We start from the raw sequence: 15,211 nt of genomic DNA, 5'->3' as shown, positions 1-15,211 counted from the left end.
GGTGTCGGTGGGGCGGCCGGCGACGAGTTCGGTGGCAGCCTTGGCGGCGAGCCGCACCTGATCTTCGGTGCCGAGCAGGATGATGTCCGACAGCGCCGCTTCGACCGCGTCGCGGATGCGTCGCGAGCGTTCGACGCTCGGTGAATCGTTCGTGGTCGATGCGAGTGCGGCATCGTCGGCGCTGGTTGCGGCGGCGGCGAGTTCCGCCCGGCGTCGCAGATCGCGCAGGTGTGTGGGATCGACCGCGAGGTTGCCGGTGAAGGAGCCGCCGAGTGTCTTGTACGCAGCGATGAGCGTGCGCAGGCGCTCGTTGATCTGCCGGTTCTCGCGCTCACGGCGCTGCTGGATCACTTGCATGGCGAGCAATCGGATACCGACGCCGATCAGCGTGATCACGGCCAGCCCTAACAGCGTCGAAAGCAGACCCTGCCACGAACTGAAATCCAGATTGCGCATGCGAAGACTCCCGAGGGCAGGGACGCAGTCTATGCCAGCGGTCGTGTCCGGCCGGTGCAGAACTTTTTCATCGCCCAACAAAAAGCCCGGGGTTCGCCCGGGCTTTCTGGTGTCGTGGCGACCGAGGCCGCCACGGTGAAGCAAAGAATTACTTTGCTTCTTTTTCCATCAGCTTCTCGACCATGCTGGCCGGCACTTCTTCGTAATGATCGAAGATCATCGTGAAGTTGCCGCGACCGCTGGTGGCCGAACGCAGGAAGTTGATGTAGCCGAACATTTCCGCCAGCGGCACGAAGCCCTGCACGAAGGCGTTGGTACCTTTCTGGCCCTGCTCGGTGATCGAGCCGCGACGGCGGTTCATGTCGCCGATCACGTCGCCGAGATAGGTCGCCTCGGTGACGACTTCCAGCTTCATCACCGGCTCGAGCAGCTTCGGCTTGGACAGCTTCTGCGCTTCACGGAAGCAGGCGCGGGTGGCGATGTCGAAGGCGAGCGCCGAGGAGTCGACGTCATGGAACTTGCCGTCGATCAGGCGTGCCTTGAAATCCAGCACCTGGTAGCCGGCGACCTGACCCTGACGGGATTCCTTGGTGATGGCTGCCTCAACCGCGGGGATGAACTCGCGCGGGATGCGTCCGCCGACCACTTCGTCGGAGAACACCACGCCGGTGCCCGGCTCGCCCGGCTCGAAGATGATCTTCACTTCGGCGAACTGACCGGTACCGCCGGTCTGCTTCTTGTGCGTGTAGGTGTGCTCGACGGTCTTGCCAAACGCTTCGCGGAAGCTGACCTTGGGCTTGCCCATGTTGGCTTCGACGCCGAGCTCGGTGCGCATGCGGTCAATGGTGATTTCCAGGTGGAGCTCGCCCATGCCCTTGAGCACGGTCTGGCCGGTTTCCTGATCCACTTCCATGCGCAGCGACGGATCGGCCTTGACCATCTTGTAGAGCGCGGTGGACATCTTGTCGACGTCGCCGCGGGTCTTCGGCTCGACCGACACGCTGATCACCGGGTCGGGGAAGCGCATGCGCTCAAGCAGGGCCGGATGCGCCGGATCGGACAGCGAATCGCCTGTCTCGGTGTCCTTCATCGAGACGAACGCGCAGATGTCGCCGGCGCGCACTTCGTCGATTTCCTTGGTGGCATTGGCCTGTACTTCCACGATGCGGCCCACGCGCTCTTTCTTGCCGCGGGTGACGTTGGTCAGCGTGTCGCCCTTCTTGATCACGCCCGAATAGACGCGGCAGAAGGTGAGCGTGCCGAACTGGTCGTTGATGACCTTGAACGCCAGCGCGCGCGCCGGTGCGTCGTCGCGTACTTCCTGCTCGCCGATGACGTTACCGTCCTCGTCGACCATCGCGATACCGCCGTTCTCGCCTGGGTACGGCATGTAATCGACCACGGCGTCCAGCAGCTGCTGCACGCCCTTGTTCTTGTACGACGAGCCGCAGAACACCGGTACCAGCTTGCCGGTGACGCAACCCTTGCGGATGCATTCCTTGAGCTTGACAGGATCGTGCTCGCCGGTTTCGATCAGCTTCTCGAACGCGTCGTCGTCCATCGCCAGCGCGGTTTCCAGCATTTCCTCGCGCAGCTTCGGCAACTGGGCAACCCAGTCGTTGTCGACGGTGGAACCGAACTTGAGGCGGTTTTTCGCTTCTTCAAACGTGACCGTTTCCCAGGTGCTGTCCTTGTCGTCCGACGCCCAGATGTAGGCGACGTTGGCGACCAGGTCGGCCATGCCGCAGAACTCGTCGCTGCTGCCGAGCGGAATCTGGCACAGCAGGGCCGGAGCGCCGAGACGCTCACGAATGCCCTTGACGCAGTGCGCAAAGTTCGCGCCGATGCGGTCCATTTTGTTGACGTAGCAGACGCGCGGCACGTTGTACTGATCGGCCAGGCGCCAGTTGGTTTCGGTCTGCGGTTCCACGCCGGCCACGCCATCGAACACCACCACGGCGCCGTCGAGCACGCGCAGCGAACGGTTCACTTCGATGGTGAAGTCCACGTGTCCCGGGGTATCGATCACGTTGATCTGGTGGTTTTTCCACTCGGTCGACACGGCAGCGGACTGGATCGTGATGCCGCGCTTGCGCTCCTGCTCCATGTAGTCGGTGGTGGTGGAGCCCTTGCCGTCCTTGGTGTCATGGACGTCGACGATCTGGTGCTTCTTGCCGGTGTAATACAGCACGCGCTCGGTCGTGGTGGTCTTGCCAGCATCGATGTGCGCAATGATGCCGATGTTGCGGTAGAGGCTGAGAGGTTTCTGGCGGGCCACAGTCTTGATTCCGTAAGTCGTTTGGGAAAGCGTGAGCAGGACAGCTCAGGTGCTGCCCCATGAAAACTTTTTCAATGCGGATGCGGCCCTGGACTGACGTGCGCAGACCCGCGAGGCGGAGCGCCAACGCGTCCGACCGCCCATTATAGCTGCTGCGGCGCCAGCTTGCTCTGGTCCGGCCTGGAGTCCGAGGTCTGGGCGGCGGGCATCAACCCTTTCATGCCGAAGGCCGGCATGGGCCGGCCTTCGTACTTGCGCCCCTGGTGCTTCCGCTCAGCGGTGGCCGGCGAAGAAATCCCCGTCGTTCTGCGCCGCCTTGCCCAGCTGGCTCAACAGAACCGCGGTGCGTATGGAGAAATCGCGCCAGGCCGGCAGGGTGGAGACGTCCTGCCAGTCGGACCATTCGCGTGCGGCCGAGGCGGTTGCGGCGCCGGTGGCGTTTTTCTTGAACGCCTTCAGCGCGTCGCGCACGGCGGGCATGTCGGCCAGGAACTTGTTCAACGCGGCCTTCTCGGCGTGCGTTACCTGATCCGCCGGCGATTCCACCAGCACCTCGCAAGCCGCTTCCACTTCCCACTGGTATTCGGTGGCCAGGAACCAGCTGAAGCCGTCGTCGTCCTCGACCTTGCCGCTGGCGATCGCCCGCGCATGATCGAGAAACGTCCTCAGCGTGGACGCGAACGGATCGGTGATGTTGTAGGGAATCTCACTCATCGCAAGCATGCGCCTTCCTCTCGTAGCGGGTGCCGGAAGGATGGCCGGACACGACATCCAGGCCCTCCCCAATTGCGCCTTCCGGCTCATGGGAACGTATGCAAGAGGGGTGCCACTGACTGTGAAGAACCGAGAGTTAGCGGGGCTTGCGGGGCTGAGGGTGATGCAGCGGATCGGCAAGCTGCCGGACCTTGCCGCGAAGGCACAAGCAGTCGCGGATGACGGCGGAAACCAAGCCAGATGCCTGCCGCCCAAGCTTCGACGCGGGATGCTCGACCGGCTATCCATGCCGCAGCCGTGTCAGGAGATTCGCATTTTCCTGCTCGCCATCAAGCCATCGTGAATCGAATCGGTATCGCTGCGTATTTGCAGGCAATTGATCGTGTTGCGCTGTCGGCTATGTCGAATGCGTCAGATTCTGACCTTTATTCCAGCGGTCATATTCAAGAACGCGCCGAAAAGCAAACGCGTCAGGAATGCGCGGGCAGGAACATCGGGAGGTGGACCAGGATCAGGCCGATCAGCGCCGGCAAGGCCTGGATCCAGAGGATCTTGCGGCTGGCAGTGAGGCCGCCATAGATGCCGGCGACCAGCACGCAGGCGAGGAAGAACACCTTCACCTCGATGCCGTCGTGCGTGGTCAGAAGTCCCCACACCAGGCCGGCAGCCAGGAAACCGTTGTAGAGCCCCTGGTTGGCAGCAAGCGTCCTGGACTGCTCGGCGAATTCAGGTGTGAGACCGAAAGCGCGCCGGCCGGACGGGCGCGTCCACAGGAACATTTCAAGGATCAGAAACCACACGTGCAGCAAGGCGATCAAGGCGATCACGACATTCGCGGCGATGGACATCATGGCTTCCTTGAGCGGCAACCCGCCGCTTTGTCGCGAAGTGTCGCAGTCGTCCCTGCTCATCGCAACGCACTTGGGAACCGCTCAGCCTGTTGCGACGGGCACCGCTATCAGCACGGGAACGATATCGAGTTCGGCGACGACCGGTCGACCGAGCCGTTTCAACAGCCTGTAATGCGAGGCGATGCCCGCGGCAAAACTGCGATGGACGAGATACGGCACGCCATGTTCGCGACACGCGGCTTCCACCACGCGCGCGACTTTCGGGTAATGCACGTGCGAGATACGCGGAAAGAGGTGGTGCTCGATCTGGAAATTAAGCCCGCCGATAAACCAGCTCAGCGCGCGGTTATCGCGCGCGAAATCCACCGTGGTCTGCAACTGGTGGATCGCCCAGGGCGTGTCGAGTCGAAGCGCTTCGTCGGGCACCGGGAACGCAGCCGGCTCGACCACATGCGCCATCTGGAACACGAGGGCCAGCAACAGGCCGGCCACCGCCGATACCAGCGTGTAGAAAACCAGCACCATGCCGATCGAATGAAAGAACAGCGGCAGCCCGAAGGCGAGCGTGAAAAACACCAGCTTGCCGAGCGCGAATCCGGCGAGATCCCATCCGCGCGGTCGCGCGAACGGTCGCTCGCCGACGGTGCCCGTGATCATGTCGCGGAAGTCGCCGTAGAGGTGCCAGCGAATCGCGGTGACGCCGTACAACGGCCACAGGTAGATGTGCTGCCAGCGATGCCAGGGACGTCGCGGTTGCAGTGGCGACAACCGTCCCAGCACGCCCAGATCGATGTCGCTGTCGTGACCGGCCACGTTGACCCAGGTGTGGTGGAAACGGGCGTGCTTCCATTGCCAGATGTACGAACTTCCGCCCACCAGATCCAGCGCCAGCGCCATCAGCCGGTTGACCCCGCGGTGCGCGGAATACGACTGGTGCCCGCCGTCGTGCATGATGTTGAAACCGATGCCGGCAGTGGCCGTGCCGAGCACGATGCCGATCGCCACCGCTTGCCATGCATTGGCCGCGAAGAACACCAGCGCGACGTACGACAGTGCGAACACAGCGAGGATCACCGCCGTCTTGAGATACATGCGCGGGCTGTCGCGCTGCGACGTTCCGGTGCGCTTGAACTCCGCTTCCACGCGACGACGCAGCTCGCGATGGAACGTGTTGTCGCCGCTGAACGTCAGGCGTTCTTCAAGCGGATCGGTGGAAGAGGCTCCGGCCGTCTCCCGATGTGATGAATCGAGGGACATGGACAAGCCTGCAGACGATTGAAGTCGTCATTCTACGCTGCTGCGCGACATGCCGATGTTTCAGGCGTTGGGTCGCGCCGTGCAAACCGTCAGAGCGATGCCGCGCGCGGCGTCCTGTACGTCGTCCATGCAACCAGCATCACAAGCAGCGCCGTCAGCACCAGCGATGAACCGGCCGTACCGAGATTCAATCCGCCGTGGCTCACCGGCTTGGTTAACAGGTCGCCAAAGGTCGCGCCGAACGGTCGTGTGAGTACGAAGGCGATCCAGAACAGCAGCACGCGGTTCAACGTCGTGTAGCGATAAGCCAGCGCCACCACAGCGATGACGCCGCCGATCAGCATCGCGCCGCCAAGGAAACCGAGTCCCGAATCGTCGGCGAGGAAATCGCCGAGCGCCGTGCCGAGTGTGTTCGAGACGAGAATGGCCGTCCAGTAGAAAACTTCCGCGCGCCGACTGTGGATGTGTTCGACCGAAATGGATTTCTCGCTCGCGTGCCAGACCGTAAGCACGAGCAGCAGCAAGCCGGCGAGGATTGACGCGCCCGTGGCGTAGCCCAACGCCAGCGTGCGATCCATGAAATCGGACATGGTGGTGCCGGCGGTGCTGGTGGTGAGGATCACCGCCCAGTAGATCGGCGGATGGAATCGTTTCGCCGCGAGTTGCAGGCCCAGCGTGATCAGGAAAAGCCCCATCAGAATCATCGTGCTGACCGCATAGCCCACATGCATGGTCATCGACAACTGATCGCCGCCGGTCTCGCCCAGCGTGGTCGCGCAAATCTTCATGATCCAGAACGCCAGCGTGACCTGGGCGACCTTGTTGGCAACCTGCGTGGTCGATGTCGCTTCTTGCATGTTCAACATTCGGTTCAATGCTTGTGCTCATGCAACGGTCGATTGTTTCGATGCGCCGGTAGTTCCCATGCGCACGCTCACGCGCTCGCTTTGAAAGTCACCACGAGCACATCGCGATAGGCTGGCAGTGCGGGATCGAGCGGTGTCACCGCGGTCACGCCGTGGCACACGCGCGCATCGTCGACCAGCGCCGCATCCAGTGCGTGCGTGAGCGTGAAGCTGCCCAATTGCGTACCGTCATGCGCGTGAATGGTGGTGGTGCCGCTTTCGATATTCACGCGATCGACCAGCAACACCAGCACGTAATCCACGCCATCGCGATGCACGCCTTCGGGCGTAGGTTCGCCGGCTTCACCTGCGCGCGCCTCGATGCGGAACTGGTGCACTTCGATGTGCCAGCGCTTCGTGTTCGGGGACAGTGTTCCGAAAAGCTGGTGACAGAACGCAAGGATGCGCCGCATGCTGGCGCCATCGCCGATTGGCGTGGCTATCGGTTCGAACCAGCGCTGGATGTCACCCTGCAAGGCGTTGTACGTGAGGCTTTGATAATGCGGCTGGTGCGGCTCGCGATGGATGTCGTCGGCCGCATCGCTCGCGAACACGGCGTGGCGTCGACGCCTGTGACGACCACGTGCGGCGAGATAGGTATCCGGCGCGAGATCGTTCCAGCTCGCGGCGAAAGCCTGCCAGTCGGTGAGCGCATCTGCGCCGAGCCGGCTGCGCATGACGTCGCCGGTGACGAAGGTGAAGCCGTCGCGGCGAAGTTGGTCTGGAAGTATCAAAGGATTGGGCGTCTGGATCATCGAGCCACGTTATCAGCGCGCCGATGAAGCGGCGATGGATCGAAGGTCATGGATGCTGCAATGCATGGTCGACTTACGCAGGAAACGCGCGCGCGAGCCATTCGGGCACCGGGATGTTTTTCTCGCGCAAGAAAGCGGGATTGAACAACTTGGCCTGGTAGCGTGTTCCCGCATCCGCGAGCACCGTGACCACGGTGTGCCCGGGCCCCAGTTCGCGCGCGAGACGCATGGCGCCGGCCAGATTCACGCCGCTCGATCCGCCCACGCACCAACCTTCCTCGTGCAGAAGTCGATGCAAAAGCGGTACCGATTCGTCGTCGGGAATCGACCAGGCAAGGTCGATCGGCGCGCCTTCGAAATTGGCGGTGATGCGGCTTGAACCGATGCCTTCGCTGATCGATTGTCCCGTGGCGACGAGCTCGCCATTGTTGACGTAACTGGCCAGCGCCGATCCGGCCGGATCGGCCAGCGCGATGCGCATATCCGGTCGACGTGCCTTCAGCGCGCGGCCGACGCCCGCCAGCGTGCCGCCCGTGCCGGCGGAGCAGACGAAGCCATCGACGCGGCCGTCCGTTTGTTCCCAGATCTCCACGCCGGTGGTGGCTTCATGGAAATCGCGATTGGCGGTGTTGTCGAACTGGTTGGCGAACCATGCGCTGCCCGCGTCGTCGTTATTCAATGTCGCTGCATACGCGCGGGCCTGATGCGCGTAGTGGTTCAGGTCCTTGTACGGAACGGCCGGCACGAGCCGAACGTCGGCGCCGGTAAGGCGCAGCGCATCGATCTTTTCGCGACTCTGCGTTTCGGGCATGAAGATGATCGTGCGATAGCCTCGACTCGCGCCCAGCAAGCCGAGCCCGATGCCGGTGTTTCCCGCGGTACCTTCGACGATCGTTCCACCCGTACGAATCAAGCCGCGCTGCTCGGCGTCGAGCAGCAGGCCGAGGGCTGTGCGGTCCTTGATCGAACCGCCGGGGCTGAGAAATTCCGCCTTGGCCAGCACCTCGCAGCCGGTCGACTCGGAGGCATGGCGCAGCCGCAGCAGCGGCGTGCGGCCGACGATGGCGGATAGGTCTCGATACACGGTCATGGATGCGCGTCAGTCCTTCGGTGCCGGCACCATGCGCAGGTACGGCTTCAAGGTTCTCCATCCGCCGGGATGAAGTTTCTTCGCATCCTCGTCGTTCACCGACGGCGCGATGATCACGTCATCGCCAGCCTTCCAGTTCACCGGCGTGGTGAGCTTGCGGCCGTCGGTGAGTTGCAGCGAATCGAGCACACGCAACACTTCGTCCACATTGCGCCCGACGCTCGGCGGATAGGTCAGCGTGAGCCGCACCTTCTTGTTCGGATCGATGATGAAAACCGAGCGCACGGTGAGCTTGGGATCGGCCTTGGGATGGAACATGCCGTAGAGCTTTGCCACCTCCAGATCGGGATCGGCCAGCAGGGGATAGTTGATGGCGGTGCCGCCGACATCTTCCACGTCCTTCGCCCAGCGCTTGTGGTCGTCCACGGAGTCGACCGACAGCCCGATCAGGCGCGTGTTGCGCGCGTCGAAATCCGGCTTGCGCCGGGCGAACTCGCCGAGCTCGGTGGTGCACACCGGCGTGAAATCCTTCGGATGCGAAAAGAACACCACCCAGTGATCGCCGACATAGTCATGGAAGTGGATCGTGCCCTCGGTGGAGTCTAGGGTGAAGTCGGGGGCGACGTCGCCCAGTTGCAGACTCATGGCTGTCTCCTGATGTTGGCGTGGCGCCTGCCGTGGCGCCGGGCGGGCAGGCGAGCTTACTACCGGTGGTTGTTGGATTTTGGTGATGGATCGCTGCGGGGCATCGCCGATGGATACATGCCTAATGTCATGCTTTTGCAGCATATACGTTTAGATGTTTAGACGTCTATTGACATGCGGTCTTCAGGCGTTCAATATTTGCGAACTCATCGAGACCGGCGGAGGGATAGGCCCTTTGATGCCGGGGCAACCTGCGGGAAATGTTTCCGTCACGGTGCCAAATCCTGCGGAGGCGCAAGGCGCCACCGAGAGATGGGGGTCGTTTTTGCCGCAGCATCGCTGTCCGGCATGCCCGACACCCGCTCCGGATCCACAGGCGATGCCGACCGGAGATTCGCATGACGCTGTCGCTTGCCACCGTTGCCTCGATCGCCCCTTCCACCCGTTCGCGGGTAGAGCCGCGACGCGATTCGCTTACCGCCCAGCGCAGCACGCGACGCCTCACCTTCACTCCGAAATATGGCCGAGGCCCGACCACGGTCGACGTGCGCTACCTCTGGTGTGGCGCGGCCGACGCGCCGACGCTGATCGTGCAGGGCGGCATATCCGCCAGTCGCGATGTGGTTGCACTGGACGACGAAGCAGCGCCGGGCTGGTGGCAGGAACTCGTCGGCGCCGGCAGCGCGATCGATTTGCAGCGCTATCGCGTGCTTGCGATCGACTGGGTGACGCCGGCCGATCTCGGCACCGATGCGGTGTCGAGCGAGGATCAGGCGGATGTTCTGGCAGCATTGCTGCAGGCGCTGGGCATCGTGCAGGTTCACGCGTTCGTCGGCTCATCGTACGGCGCGATGGTGGCGCTCGCTTTTGCGTCGCGGCACCCGCGCGCGGTGGATCGCCTCGTGTTGCTGGCCGGCGCGCATCGTGCGCATCCGCTCAGCACCGCGCAGCGCAGCGTGCAGCGCGGCATCGTGCGGCTGGGACAGGCTTCGGGTCAGGTCGACGAAGCACTCGCGCTGGCGCGTCAACTGGCCATGACCACCTATCGCGGCAGCGACGAATTCGCCCGCCGTTTTGCCGGCGGCCCGGAATTCCGCGATGGCCGGTTTCATTTCCCGGTCGAGGATTATCTCGATCATCAGGGTCGCCGTTTCGTCGAGCGCTTTGATGCCGATCGCTTCCTCGCGTTGTCCGAATCGATCGATCTGCACGACATCGCGCCCGAGCAGGTGCCGACGCCGGCGACATTGATCGGCTTTCCGTCCGATCGGCTGGTGCCGCTGAGCGACCTGTGCGAATTGCAGCGCCGCCTGCATGGGCCGGCCACACTTGAGGTGGTCGAATCGCCGTACGGCCACGACGCCTTTCTGAAGGAACCCGGGCAACTCGCGCCGCTGCTGCGCGACGCCCTTCGCTGATTCCATCGTTTCGTCATTCATCACATCAGTGCGCCACCCAGAACTTCGGAGAACACCATGAGCGAGTCCGCCCCCTGTACCCGCGCCGTGCGCGCAGGCATCGAGAGCGATACCCAGCACGGCGCCGTGGTGCCGCCGCTGCATCTATCGACCAACTACAGCTTTGAAGGGCTGGGCGGCAAGCGCGCCTACGATTACTCGCGCAGCGGCAATCCCACGCGTGACTTGCTTGGCAACGCGCTGGCCGAACTGGAGCAGGGTGCAGGCGCCGTGGTGACATCGAGCGGCATGTCGGCGGTGGCGCTGGCGCTGGAACTGGTGCCCGCAGGCGCCACGGTGCTGGCCGCCCACGACTGCTACGGCGGCACCTGGCGTCTGCTCGATGCATGGGCGAAGAAAGGCCGCTTCAGCGTCGAGTTCGCCGACCTTACCGACAACGTCTCGCTGGCTGCGGGCCTGGCGAAAAAGCCCGCGCTGGTCTGGGTGGAGACGCCTTCCAATCCGCTGCTGCGCATCACGGATATCCGCCACGTCGCGCAGGCTTCGCACGCGGCCGGCGCCTTGCTGGTGGTCGACAACACGTTCCTGTCGCCGGCGCTGCAGCAACCGCTGCTGCTGGGCGCCGACGTGGTCGTGCACTCCACCACCAAGTACATCAACGGGCACAGCGACGTGGTCGGCGGCGCCGTGGTGGCGCGCGATGCCGCCGTGTTCGACCAGCTGAAATGGTGGGCCAACTGCAATGGCCTGATCGGCGCGCCATTCGATAGCTATCTCACCTTGCGTGGCCTGCGCACGCTGAGCGTGCGGCTGCGCCAGCATCAGGAAAACACCGTGCGCATCGCCGAACGTCTGGACGCCCATACGGCCGTACGCAAGGTCTACTATCCGGGCTTGACGAGCCATGTCGGCCACACGCTGGCAGCGCGCCAGCAGCAGGGTTTCGGCGCCATGCTGAGCTTCGAACTCGAAGGCGACGTGAAGCAGATCGAGGCGTTCGTCGATGGACTCGAATATTTCTCGCTGGCCGAATCGCTCGGCGGCGTGGAAAGCCTCATCGCGCATCCCGCGTCGATGACGCATGCCTCGATGGCGCCCGAAGCGCGCGCGACCGCCGGCATTGCCGACAGCCTGCTGCGGCTTTCGGTCGGCATCGAGGATGGCGACGATCTGCTGCGCGATCTCGATGCGGCCCTGGCGCGCGCGCAGGCCGTTGGCCCCACGCGCGAAATAAAAGCCGGCCGGGCCATCGCATGAGTGCGGTGCTCGACGATCCGGTCGTCGCGGCAACGCCGCAGGCGAGGCAGGCCATCGCGCTGGTGCTGCTCGGCACCGGCGTCGTCGGCGGGGCTTTTCTCAAACTGTTGAACACGCCCGCCGCAACGTCGTTGCGACTGGTCGGCGTGGCGAATTCACGTCGCCAGCAGACCGACGCGGCCAGCCTTGCGAGCCGCGGTGTGCGCGAGCAGTTGAACAACCGCGGCGACGTGCGCGACGACGCGCTGCTGCTTGCCGCGCTCGATGCAAGCAACACGGGCGCGAAAGTGATCGTCGATGCCACCGCGAACGCGGCGCTGGCGGCGCGACACACGGATTGGCTGGCGCGCGGTTATCACGTGGTCACCGCCAACAAGGCGCTGGCCGGTGGCGAGTTGTCCGGCTGGCGTGCGCTGCAGGCGGCCACGGCGAAAGGCGGCCGCTACGGCGACTCGGCCACCGTGGGTGCGGGGCTGCCGGTGTTGTCGACGCTGCGTCGGCTGCGCAGTTGCGGCGACAGTCTGCTGACACTCGAAGGCGTGTTCTCCGGTTCGCTGTCGTGGCTGTTCAATCAATACGACGGCAGCCGTCCGTTTTCCGAACTCCTTCGCGAGGCAAGAGTGCAGGGTTACACCGAGCCCGACCCGCGTTCGGATCTCTCCGGCGAAGACGTGGCGCGCAAGCTGCTGATCATCGCCCGCAACGCCGGCTTCGCGCTCGGCGTGGAAGAAGTGGACGTGCAGAGTCTGGTGCCCGAAGCGCTGCGCACGATCGACGGCGAATCGTTTCTCGCGCGTCTGGACGAACTGGACGCGTCGCTCGCGCAACGTCATGCCGAGGCGAAAGCCCGTGGCTGCGTGCTGCGCTTTCTCGCGCGACTCAATCAACGCGGTCGCGCACGCGTCGGCTTGGTGGAAGTGCCGCTCACGCATCCCGCCGCGCGTCTGTATGGCACTGACAATCAGTTCGCTCTCACCACCACGCGCTACAACGCGCAACCGCTGGTGATCCAGGGCCCTGGCGCCGGCCCGGAAGTGACGGCGCAGGCCTTGCTGGGCGATGTGCTCGAGTCAGCGGTTGGCCTCGATCGTCTGTAACGTCTGATCGATTCGCGTGGCGATGCGCCATGTGTCGCCATTTGCTTCGGTCGCGTAACGTTTTCGCTGGTGGTTCCACGCGTCGCCGAACGCGAACCAGTCGATGCGCGCCGCAGGTTTGCCCGAGCGCAGTTGTTCGTCCAGTGCAGCGAAGTAGCGTTGCCAGCGCGGGCGGTAATAGTCGTGCGTCAGGCCCGCCCAATCCTTGTTGCCGTAGTCGTGCAGGTCGGCGCCTTCGCTCGCCTTGCGATCGCCCCACGTAGTGAGGATCGATCGCGCGTCGATTTCGAGACGTGCCTGTTCATCGGGCGTCGATGCCCAGTTGTTCACCGGCGCAAGCCAGCGGCCGAGCAAAAAGTCGCGGTGACTGGCGAGCAAGTCGTCCTGCAAATCCATCAACTGCAGCCAGCGCGCACTCAGTGCTTCGAAGCGTGAGCGGTCGCGGGTTTCGAACGCCGCCTTGATTTGCGGCAGCAGTACGCGGCTTTCATTTGCCAGCGTCTGTCGCGCCACGTCGACCAGGTCGTAGCGATAGGTGTCGCTTTCACGCAGGGTGGGCGACACCTGCAGCAATTCGGTCAGGGCGTGTCGGAATGCATCGGCCGGGTAGCGCATGGCCTCTGGCGACCAGTGCGATGCACGATTTGTGTCGAGGTCTGGTTGCGCATTGAACAACGACTCCTGTGCGGCATCGCGCTCGCTGTTGAATGCAACCTTGTCGACGCGGATGTCGTAAGCCGTCGCCAGCAGAATCTTCCATGCGGCAATGGCGTGCACATCGCCGGCGCCATATCTGCGCTGCGCGTAATCGGACGTCCATCTCGGCATGTCCAGGGGCTCTTTTCGCCAGGCCATCTCGGTGAAAAGGTCGAAGGCGAACGGATTGGTGTCCATGCCCTCGGCAAACACCGCGGTGCCAACCATGTTGTTGTTGTCGCGCGCCATGCGCTGCAGGCGTTCGGTGTCATTGCGCACGCTGGTGCCCAGCGTGACGCGGCCGCCGAATGCCCAGATGCCGCCGATCAGGAATGGCGCACCCTGGAAATCTTTCTGGCGATCGTTGCGTGGTACGCGATCGTGATCGATGTCGATGATGAAGAGATGCTTGCGATCGACACCTGCGAGCAAGTCCTGTCGCGGGTTGCCCTGCCAGGCGAGCATCATCCACGACGCGTCCGGATGTGCCGCCTGCAGGGCCGCCTGTACATCGCGTGCAGCTTCAGGGATCGGCACGTTGCCGGAACTACCGCCTTCCTGGAAAACTTCCATGTCGTAGATGCTGCTGTCGCCGTAAAGCTCGCGCTGGTGTCGATAGAAAGCGCTTGCGATCTTCGCGAACATCGGGCCTCGCGGATCGAGCCAGCCCGGTCGCGTGAAACCGGCCCACTCGCCCTGCGGCACGACGTGCGCGGCGGGAAATCGCTTCGGGAAATCCGCGGGCACGATGCCGTAGAAACCGGGCAGTACCGGCGTGATGCCGAGTTCGCGCAGACGCGCGATGATCTGCTTCGCGGACTGCGCGCGCTTGTGCATCAACGCCGCGCTGATCGGACCGTCGAAGCAGCACAGGTTGCCCATCAGCTGCCAGTTCTGGTGCGCGGGCTGGGTGATCCATGCACGGATGTCCCGGTCGCTGTAGCCCACGTCGCGAAAGGTTTCGTAGAGCACGCTGTCCATGCCGCGCTCGACAATCATGGCGTTGATGCCCGACAACGCGAGTACGTCGATCTCGTGTTCCCAGCGCGACCAGTCCCAGTAAGGCGAGCTGTAGCCGTCGGTGTTCTGGTTGAGCGCGTAGCGATAGCGGAACGGCGTGTCGCGTTCGATGGGTTCGCGTGGCAACGGTAGCGGATGGGTGCCGAGCTGATCGCCATTGGTCGACACCTGTAGCTTCGCCACGTATTTCAGATACCAGTTGACGCCGAACAACAACGCGCTCGGTGTGCTGCCTTCGACCTTGATGTGGCCACCGTCGCCTGAAATGCGGAACCGCTCACGACCATCGTGTGCCTGTATCGCAGCCAGTTCGATCTGCGACGCGTGCGCGCCGAGTACACGCTGAAGTACTGCGCGTTCGGTGTGGATATCGAATCCGCCGGGACCGTTGCCGCGAGCCATCGGGATCACGCCAGTCAGGCAGGTCAGCAGCAGGATGCAACGGAAAAAATTGCGCATGCGCCGAGCATAGTGCGTGCGCGAACGCGAAGCGTGTCGTGTGGCGCGCACGATCACTCCGGCGTGAAGACACCATCACGATGATCCGTCACATCGCAACGACGCGCGCCGCGCCAACGTGCGGCCCACGGGCGTTTTGCCCGCATCGTCGACGGAGGGAGCGCCATGTCCGAGATCAAGAAAAACACCGAGATGTCCGAGGCCGGCAAACAGCGCGGCGGCATCGGCTATGTGCTGCTGTGGTTCCTGGGCGTACCGATTCCGGTACTGATTCTTATCGCTCTGCTGCGCGGTTGCGCCTGATCGCGGCAGC

Annotated in this window: 14 protein-coding genes, 1 pseudogene and 1 riboswitch; of the genes and pseudogenes, 5 read left to right on the top strand and 10 right to left on the bottom strand. The window is 63.7% G+C overall.

Annotation, left to right across the window (positions count from 1 at the left end):
- The 3 genes and pseudogenes from GSQ73_RS08770 to GSQ73_RS08760 all read right to left on the bottom strand — a co-directional run.
- Window positions 1-456, bottom strand: a pseudogene (locus tag GSQ73_RS08770) (hypothetical protein); the annotation flags it as partial.
- Window positions 457-604: 148 nt separating this feature from the next.
- Entirely contained in the window at window positions 605-2,734 is a 2,130-nt protein-coding gene (gene fusA / locus GSQ73_RS08765) for an elongation factor G (protein WP_158883111.1), read from the bottom strand.
- A gap of 273 nt (window positions 2,735-3,007) precedes the next feature.
- Window positions 3,008-3,457 (bottom strand): hypothetical protein, encoded by a 450-nt coding sequence (locus GSQ73_RS08760; RefSeq protein ID WP_158883109.1) that lies wholly within the window; start codon window positions 3,455-3,457, stop codon window positions 3,008-3,010.
- A 31-nt stretch (window positions 3,458-3,488) separates the two neighbouring features.
- Between GSQ73_RS08760 and GSQ73_RS08755 the strand changes: the two genes are divergently transcribed.
- Window positions 3,489-3,791, top strand: coding sequence for a hypothetical protein (locus GSQ73_RS08755; protein ID WP_158883107.1), 303 nt, complete (start codon window positions 3,489-3,491; stop codon window positions 3,789-3,791).
- Window positions 3,792-3,918: 127 nt separating this feature from the next.
- Here GSQ73_RS08755 and GSQ73_RS08750 read toward each other — a convergent pair whose 3' ends face one another.
- The 6 genes from GSQ73_RS08750 to GSQ73_RS08725 form a co-directional block, all read right to left on the bottom strand.
- Window positions 3,919-4,296, bottom strand: a complete 378-nt coding sequence (locus GSQ73_RS08750; protein WP_158883105.1) for a DUF1304 domain-containing protein — start codon at window positions 4,294-4,296, stop codon at window positions 3,919-3,921.
- 84 nt (window positions 4,297-4,380) lie between these two features.
- Complete coding sequence (locus GSQ73_RS08745) at window positions 4,381-5,556, bottom strand: acyl-CoA desaturase (RefSeq protein WP_158883103.1); 1,176 nt, start codon at window positions 5,554-5,556, stop codon at window positions 4,381-4,383.
- An 89-nt stretch (window positions 5,557-5,645) separates the two neighbouring features.
- Window positions 5,646-6,422 carry a hypothetical protein gene (locus GSQ73_RS08740; RefSeq protein ID WP_158883101.1) on the bottom strand — a complete coding sequence of 259 codons (777 nt, stop codon included), beginning with the start codon at window positions 6,420-6,422 and terminating at the stop codon, window positions 5,646-5,648.
- 68 nt (window positions 6,423-6,490) lie between these two features.
- The gene (locus GSQ73_RS08735; protein ID WP_158883099.1) at window positions 6,491-7,216 is read right to left on the bottom strand and encodes a 2OG-Fe dioxygenase family protein; all 726 of its coding nucleotides are present in this window, start codon (window positions 7,214-7,216) and stop codon (window positions 6,491-6,493) included.
- Between the two features lie 73 nt (window positions 7,217-7,289).
- Window positions 7,290-8,306 carry a cysteine synthase A gene (locus GSQ73_RS08730; protein ID WP_158883097.1) on the bottom strand — a complete coding sequence of 339 codons (1,017 nt, stop codon included), beginning with the start codon at window positions 8,304-8,306 and terminating at the stop codon, window positions 7,290-7,292.
- Window positions 8,307-8,315: 9 nt separating this feature from the next.
- Window positions 8,316-8,951: a peroxiredoxin gene (locus GSQ73_RS08725; protein WP_158883095.1), complete on the bottom strand. Its 636-nt coding sequence runs from the start codon at window positions 8,949-8,951 to the stop codon at window positions 8,316-8,318.
- Window positions 8,952-9,154: 203 nt separating this feature from the next.
- A riboswitch (SAM riboswitch) is annotated at window positions 9,155-9,270 on the top strand.
- A 79-nt stretch (window positions 9,271-9,349) separates the two neighbouring features.
- Here GSQ73_RS08725 and GSQ73_RS08720 point away from each other — a divergent pair.
- Genes GSQ73_RS08720 through GSQ73_RS08710 form a run of 3 tightly spaced genes read left to right on the top strand, consistent with a single transcriptional unit; the run spans window position 9,350 to window position 12,723 of the window.
- Window positions 9,350-10,369, top strand: coding sequence for a homoserine O-succinyltransferase (locus GSQ73_RS08720; protein ID WP_158883093.1), 1,020 nt, complete (start codon window positions 9,350-9,352; stop codon window positions 10,367-10,369).
- A gap of 57 nt (window positions 10,370-10,426) precedes the next feature.
- On the top strand, window positions 10,427-11,626 hold the full coding sequence (gene metB, locus GSQ73_RS08715) for a cystathionine gamma-synthase (RefSeq protein ID WP_158883091.1): 1,200 nt from the start codon (window positions 10,427-10,429) through the stop codon (window positions 11,624-11,626).
- Window positions 11,623-12,723, top strand: a complete 1,101-nt coding sequence (locus tag GSQ73_RS08710; protein WP_158883089.1) for a homoserine dehydrogenase — start codon at window positions 11,623-11,625, stop codon at window positions 12,721-12,723. Before metB ends, GSQ73_RS08710 begins: the two co-directional genes overlap by 4 nt.
- Here the strand turns inward: GSQ73_RS08710 and GSQ73_RS08705 are convergent.
- The gene (locus tag GSQ73_RS08705) at window positions 12,697-14,898 is read right to left on the bottom strand and encodes an alpha-N-acetylglucosaminidase (RefSeq protein ID WP_254063349.1); all 2,202 of its coding nucleotides are present in this window, start codon (window positions 14,896-14,898) and stop codon (window positions 12,697-12,699) included. The genes GSQ73_RS08710 and GSQ73_RS08705 overlap by 27 nt on opposite strands.
- A gap of 165 nt (window positions 14,899-15,063) precedes the next feature.
- Here GSQ73_RS08705 and GSQ73_RS17865 point away from each other — a divergent pair, with 165 nt between their 5' ends.
- Window positions 15,064-15,201: a hypothetical protein gene (locus tag GSQ73_RS17865; protein WP_174236081.1), complete on the top strand. Its 138-nt coding sequence runs from the start codon at window positions 15,064-15,066 to the stop codon at window positions 15,199-15,201.
- Window positions 15,202-15,211 lie beyond the last annotated feature (10 nt).

It is taken from the genome of Rhodanobacter sp. L36, from assembly GCF_009765755.1.
Lineage (GTDB): Bacteria > Pseudomonadota > Gammaproteobacteria > Xanthomonadales > Rhodanobacteraceae > Rhodanobacter.
Note: the sequence above shows the minus strand (reverse complement) of the source record. Positions and strands in the feature narration are given on the sequence as shown.

Coding starts and splice junctions, on each gene's coding strand:
- GSQ73_RS08755 (WP_158883107.1), top strand. CDS start 3,489: ATGGCCGGACACGACATCCAGGCCCTCCCCAATTGCGCCTTCCGGCTC.
- GSQ73_RS17865 (WP_174236081.1), top strand. CDS start 15,064: ATGTCCGAGATCAAGAAAAACACCGAGATGTCCGAGGCCGGCAAACAG.
- GSQ73_RS08705 (WP_254063349.1), bottom strand. CDS start 14,898: ATGCGCAATTTTTTCCGTTGCATCCTGCTGCTGACCTGCCTGACTGGC.
- GSQ73_RS08760 (WP_158883109.1), bottom strand. CDS start 3,457: ATGCTTGCGATGAGTGAGATTCCCTACAACATCACCGATCCGTTCGCG.
- GSQ73_RS08740 (WP_158883101.1), bottom strand. CDS start 6,422: ATGTTGAACATGCAAGAAGCGACATCGACCACGCAGGTTGCCAACAAG.
- GSQ73_RS08730 (WP_158883097.1), bottom strand. CDS start 8,306: ATGACCGTGTATCGAGACCTATCCGCCATCGTCGGCCGCACGCCGCTG.
- GSQ73_RS08710 (WP_158883089.1), top strand. CDS start 11,623: ATGAGTGCGGTGCTCGACGATCCGGTCGTCGCGGCAACGCCGCAGGCG.
- GSQ73_RS08725 (WP_158883095.1), bottom strand. CDS start 8,951: ATGAGTCTGCAACTGGGCGACGTCGCCCCCGACTTCACCCTAGACTCC.
- GSQ73_RS08750 (WP_158883105.1), bottom strand. CDS start 4,296: ATGTCCATCGCCGCGAATGTCGTGATCGCCTTGATCGCCTTGCTGCAC.
- metB (WP_158883091.1), top strand. CDS start 10,427: ATGAGCGAGTCCGCCCCCTGTACCCGCGCCGTGCGCGCAGGCATCGAG.
- GSQ73_RS08735 (WP_158883099.1), bottom strand. CDS start 7,216: ATGATCCAGACGCCCAATCCTTTGATACTTCCAGACCAACTTCGCCGC.
- GSQ73_RS08745 (WP_158883103.1), bottom strand. CDS start 5,556: ATGTCCCTCGATTCATCACATCGGGAGACGGCCGGAGCCTCTTCCACC.
- GSQ73_RS08720 (WP_158883093.1), top strand. CDS start 9,350: ATGACGCTGTCGCTTGCCACCGTTGCCTCGATCGCCCCTTCCACCCGT.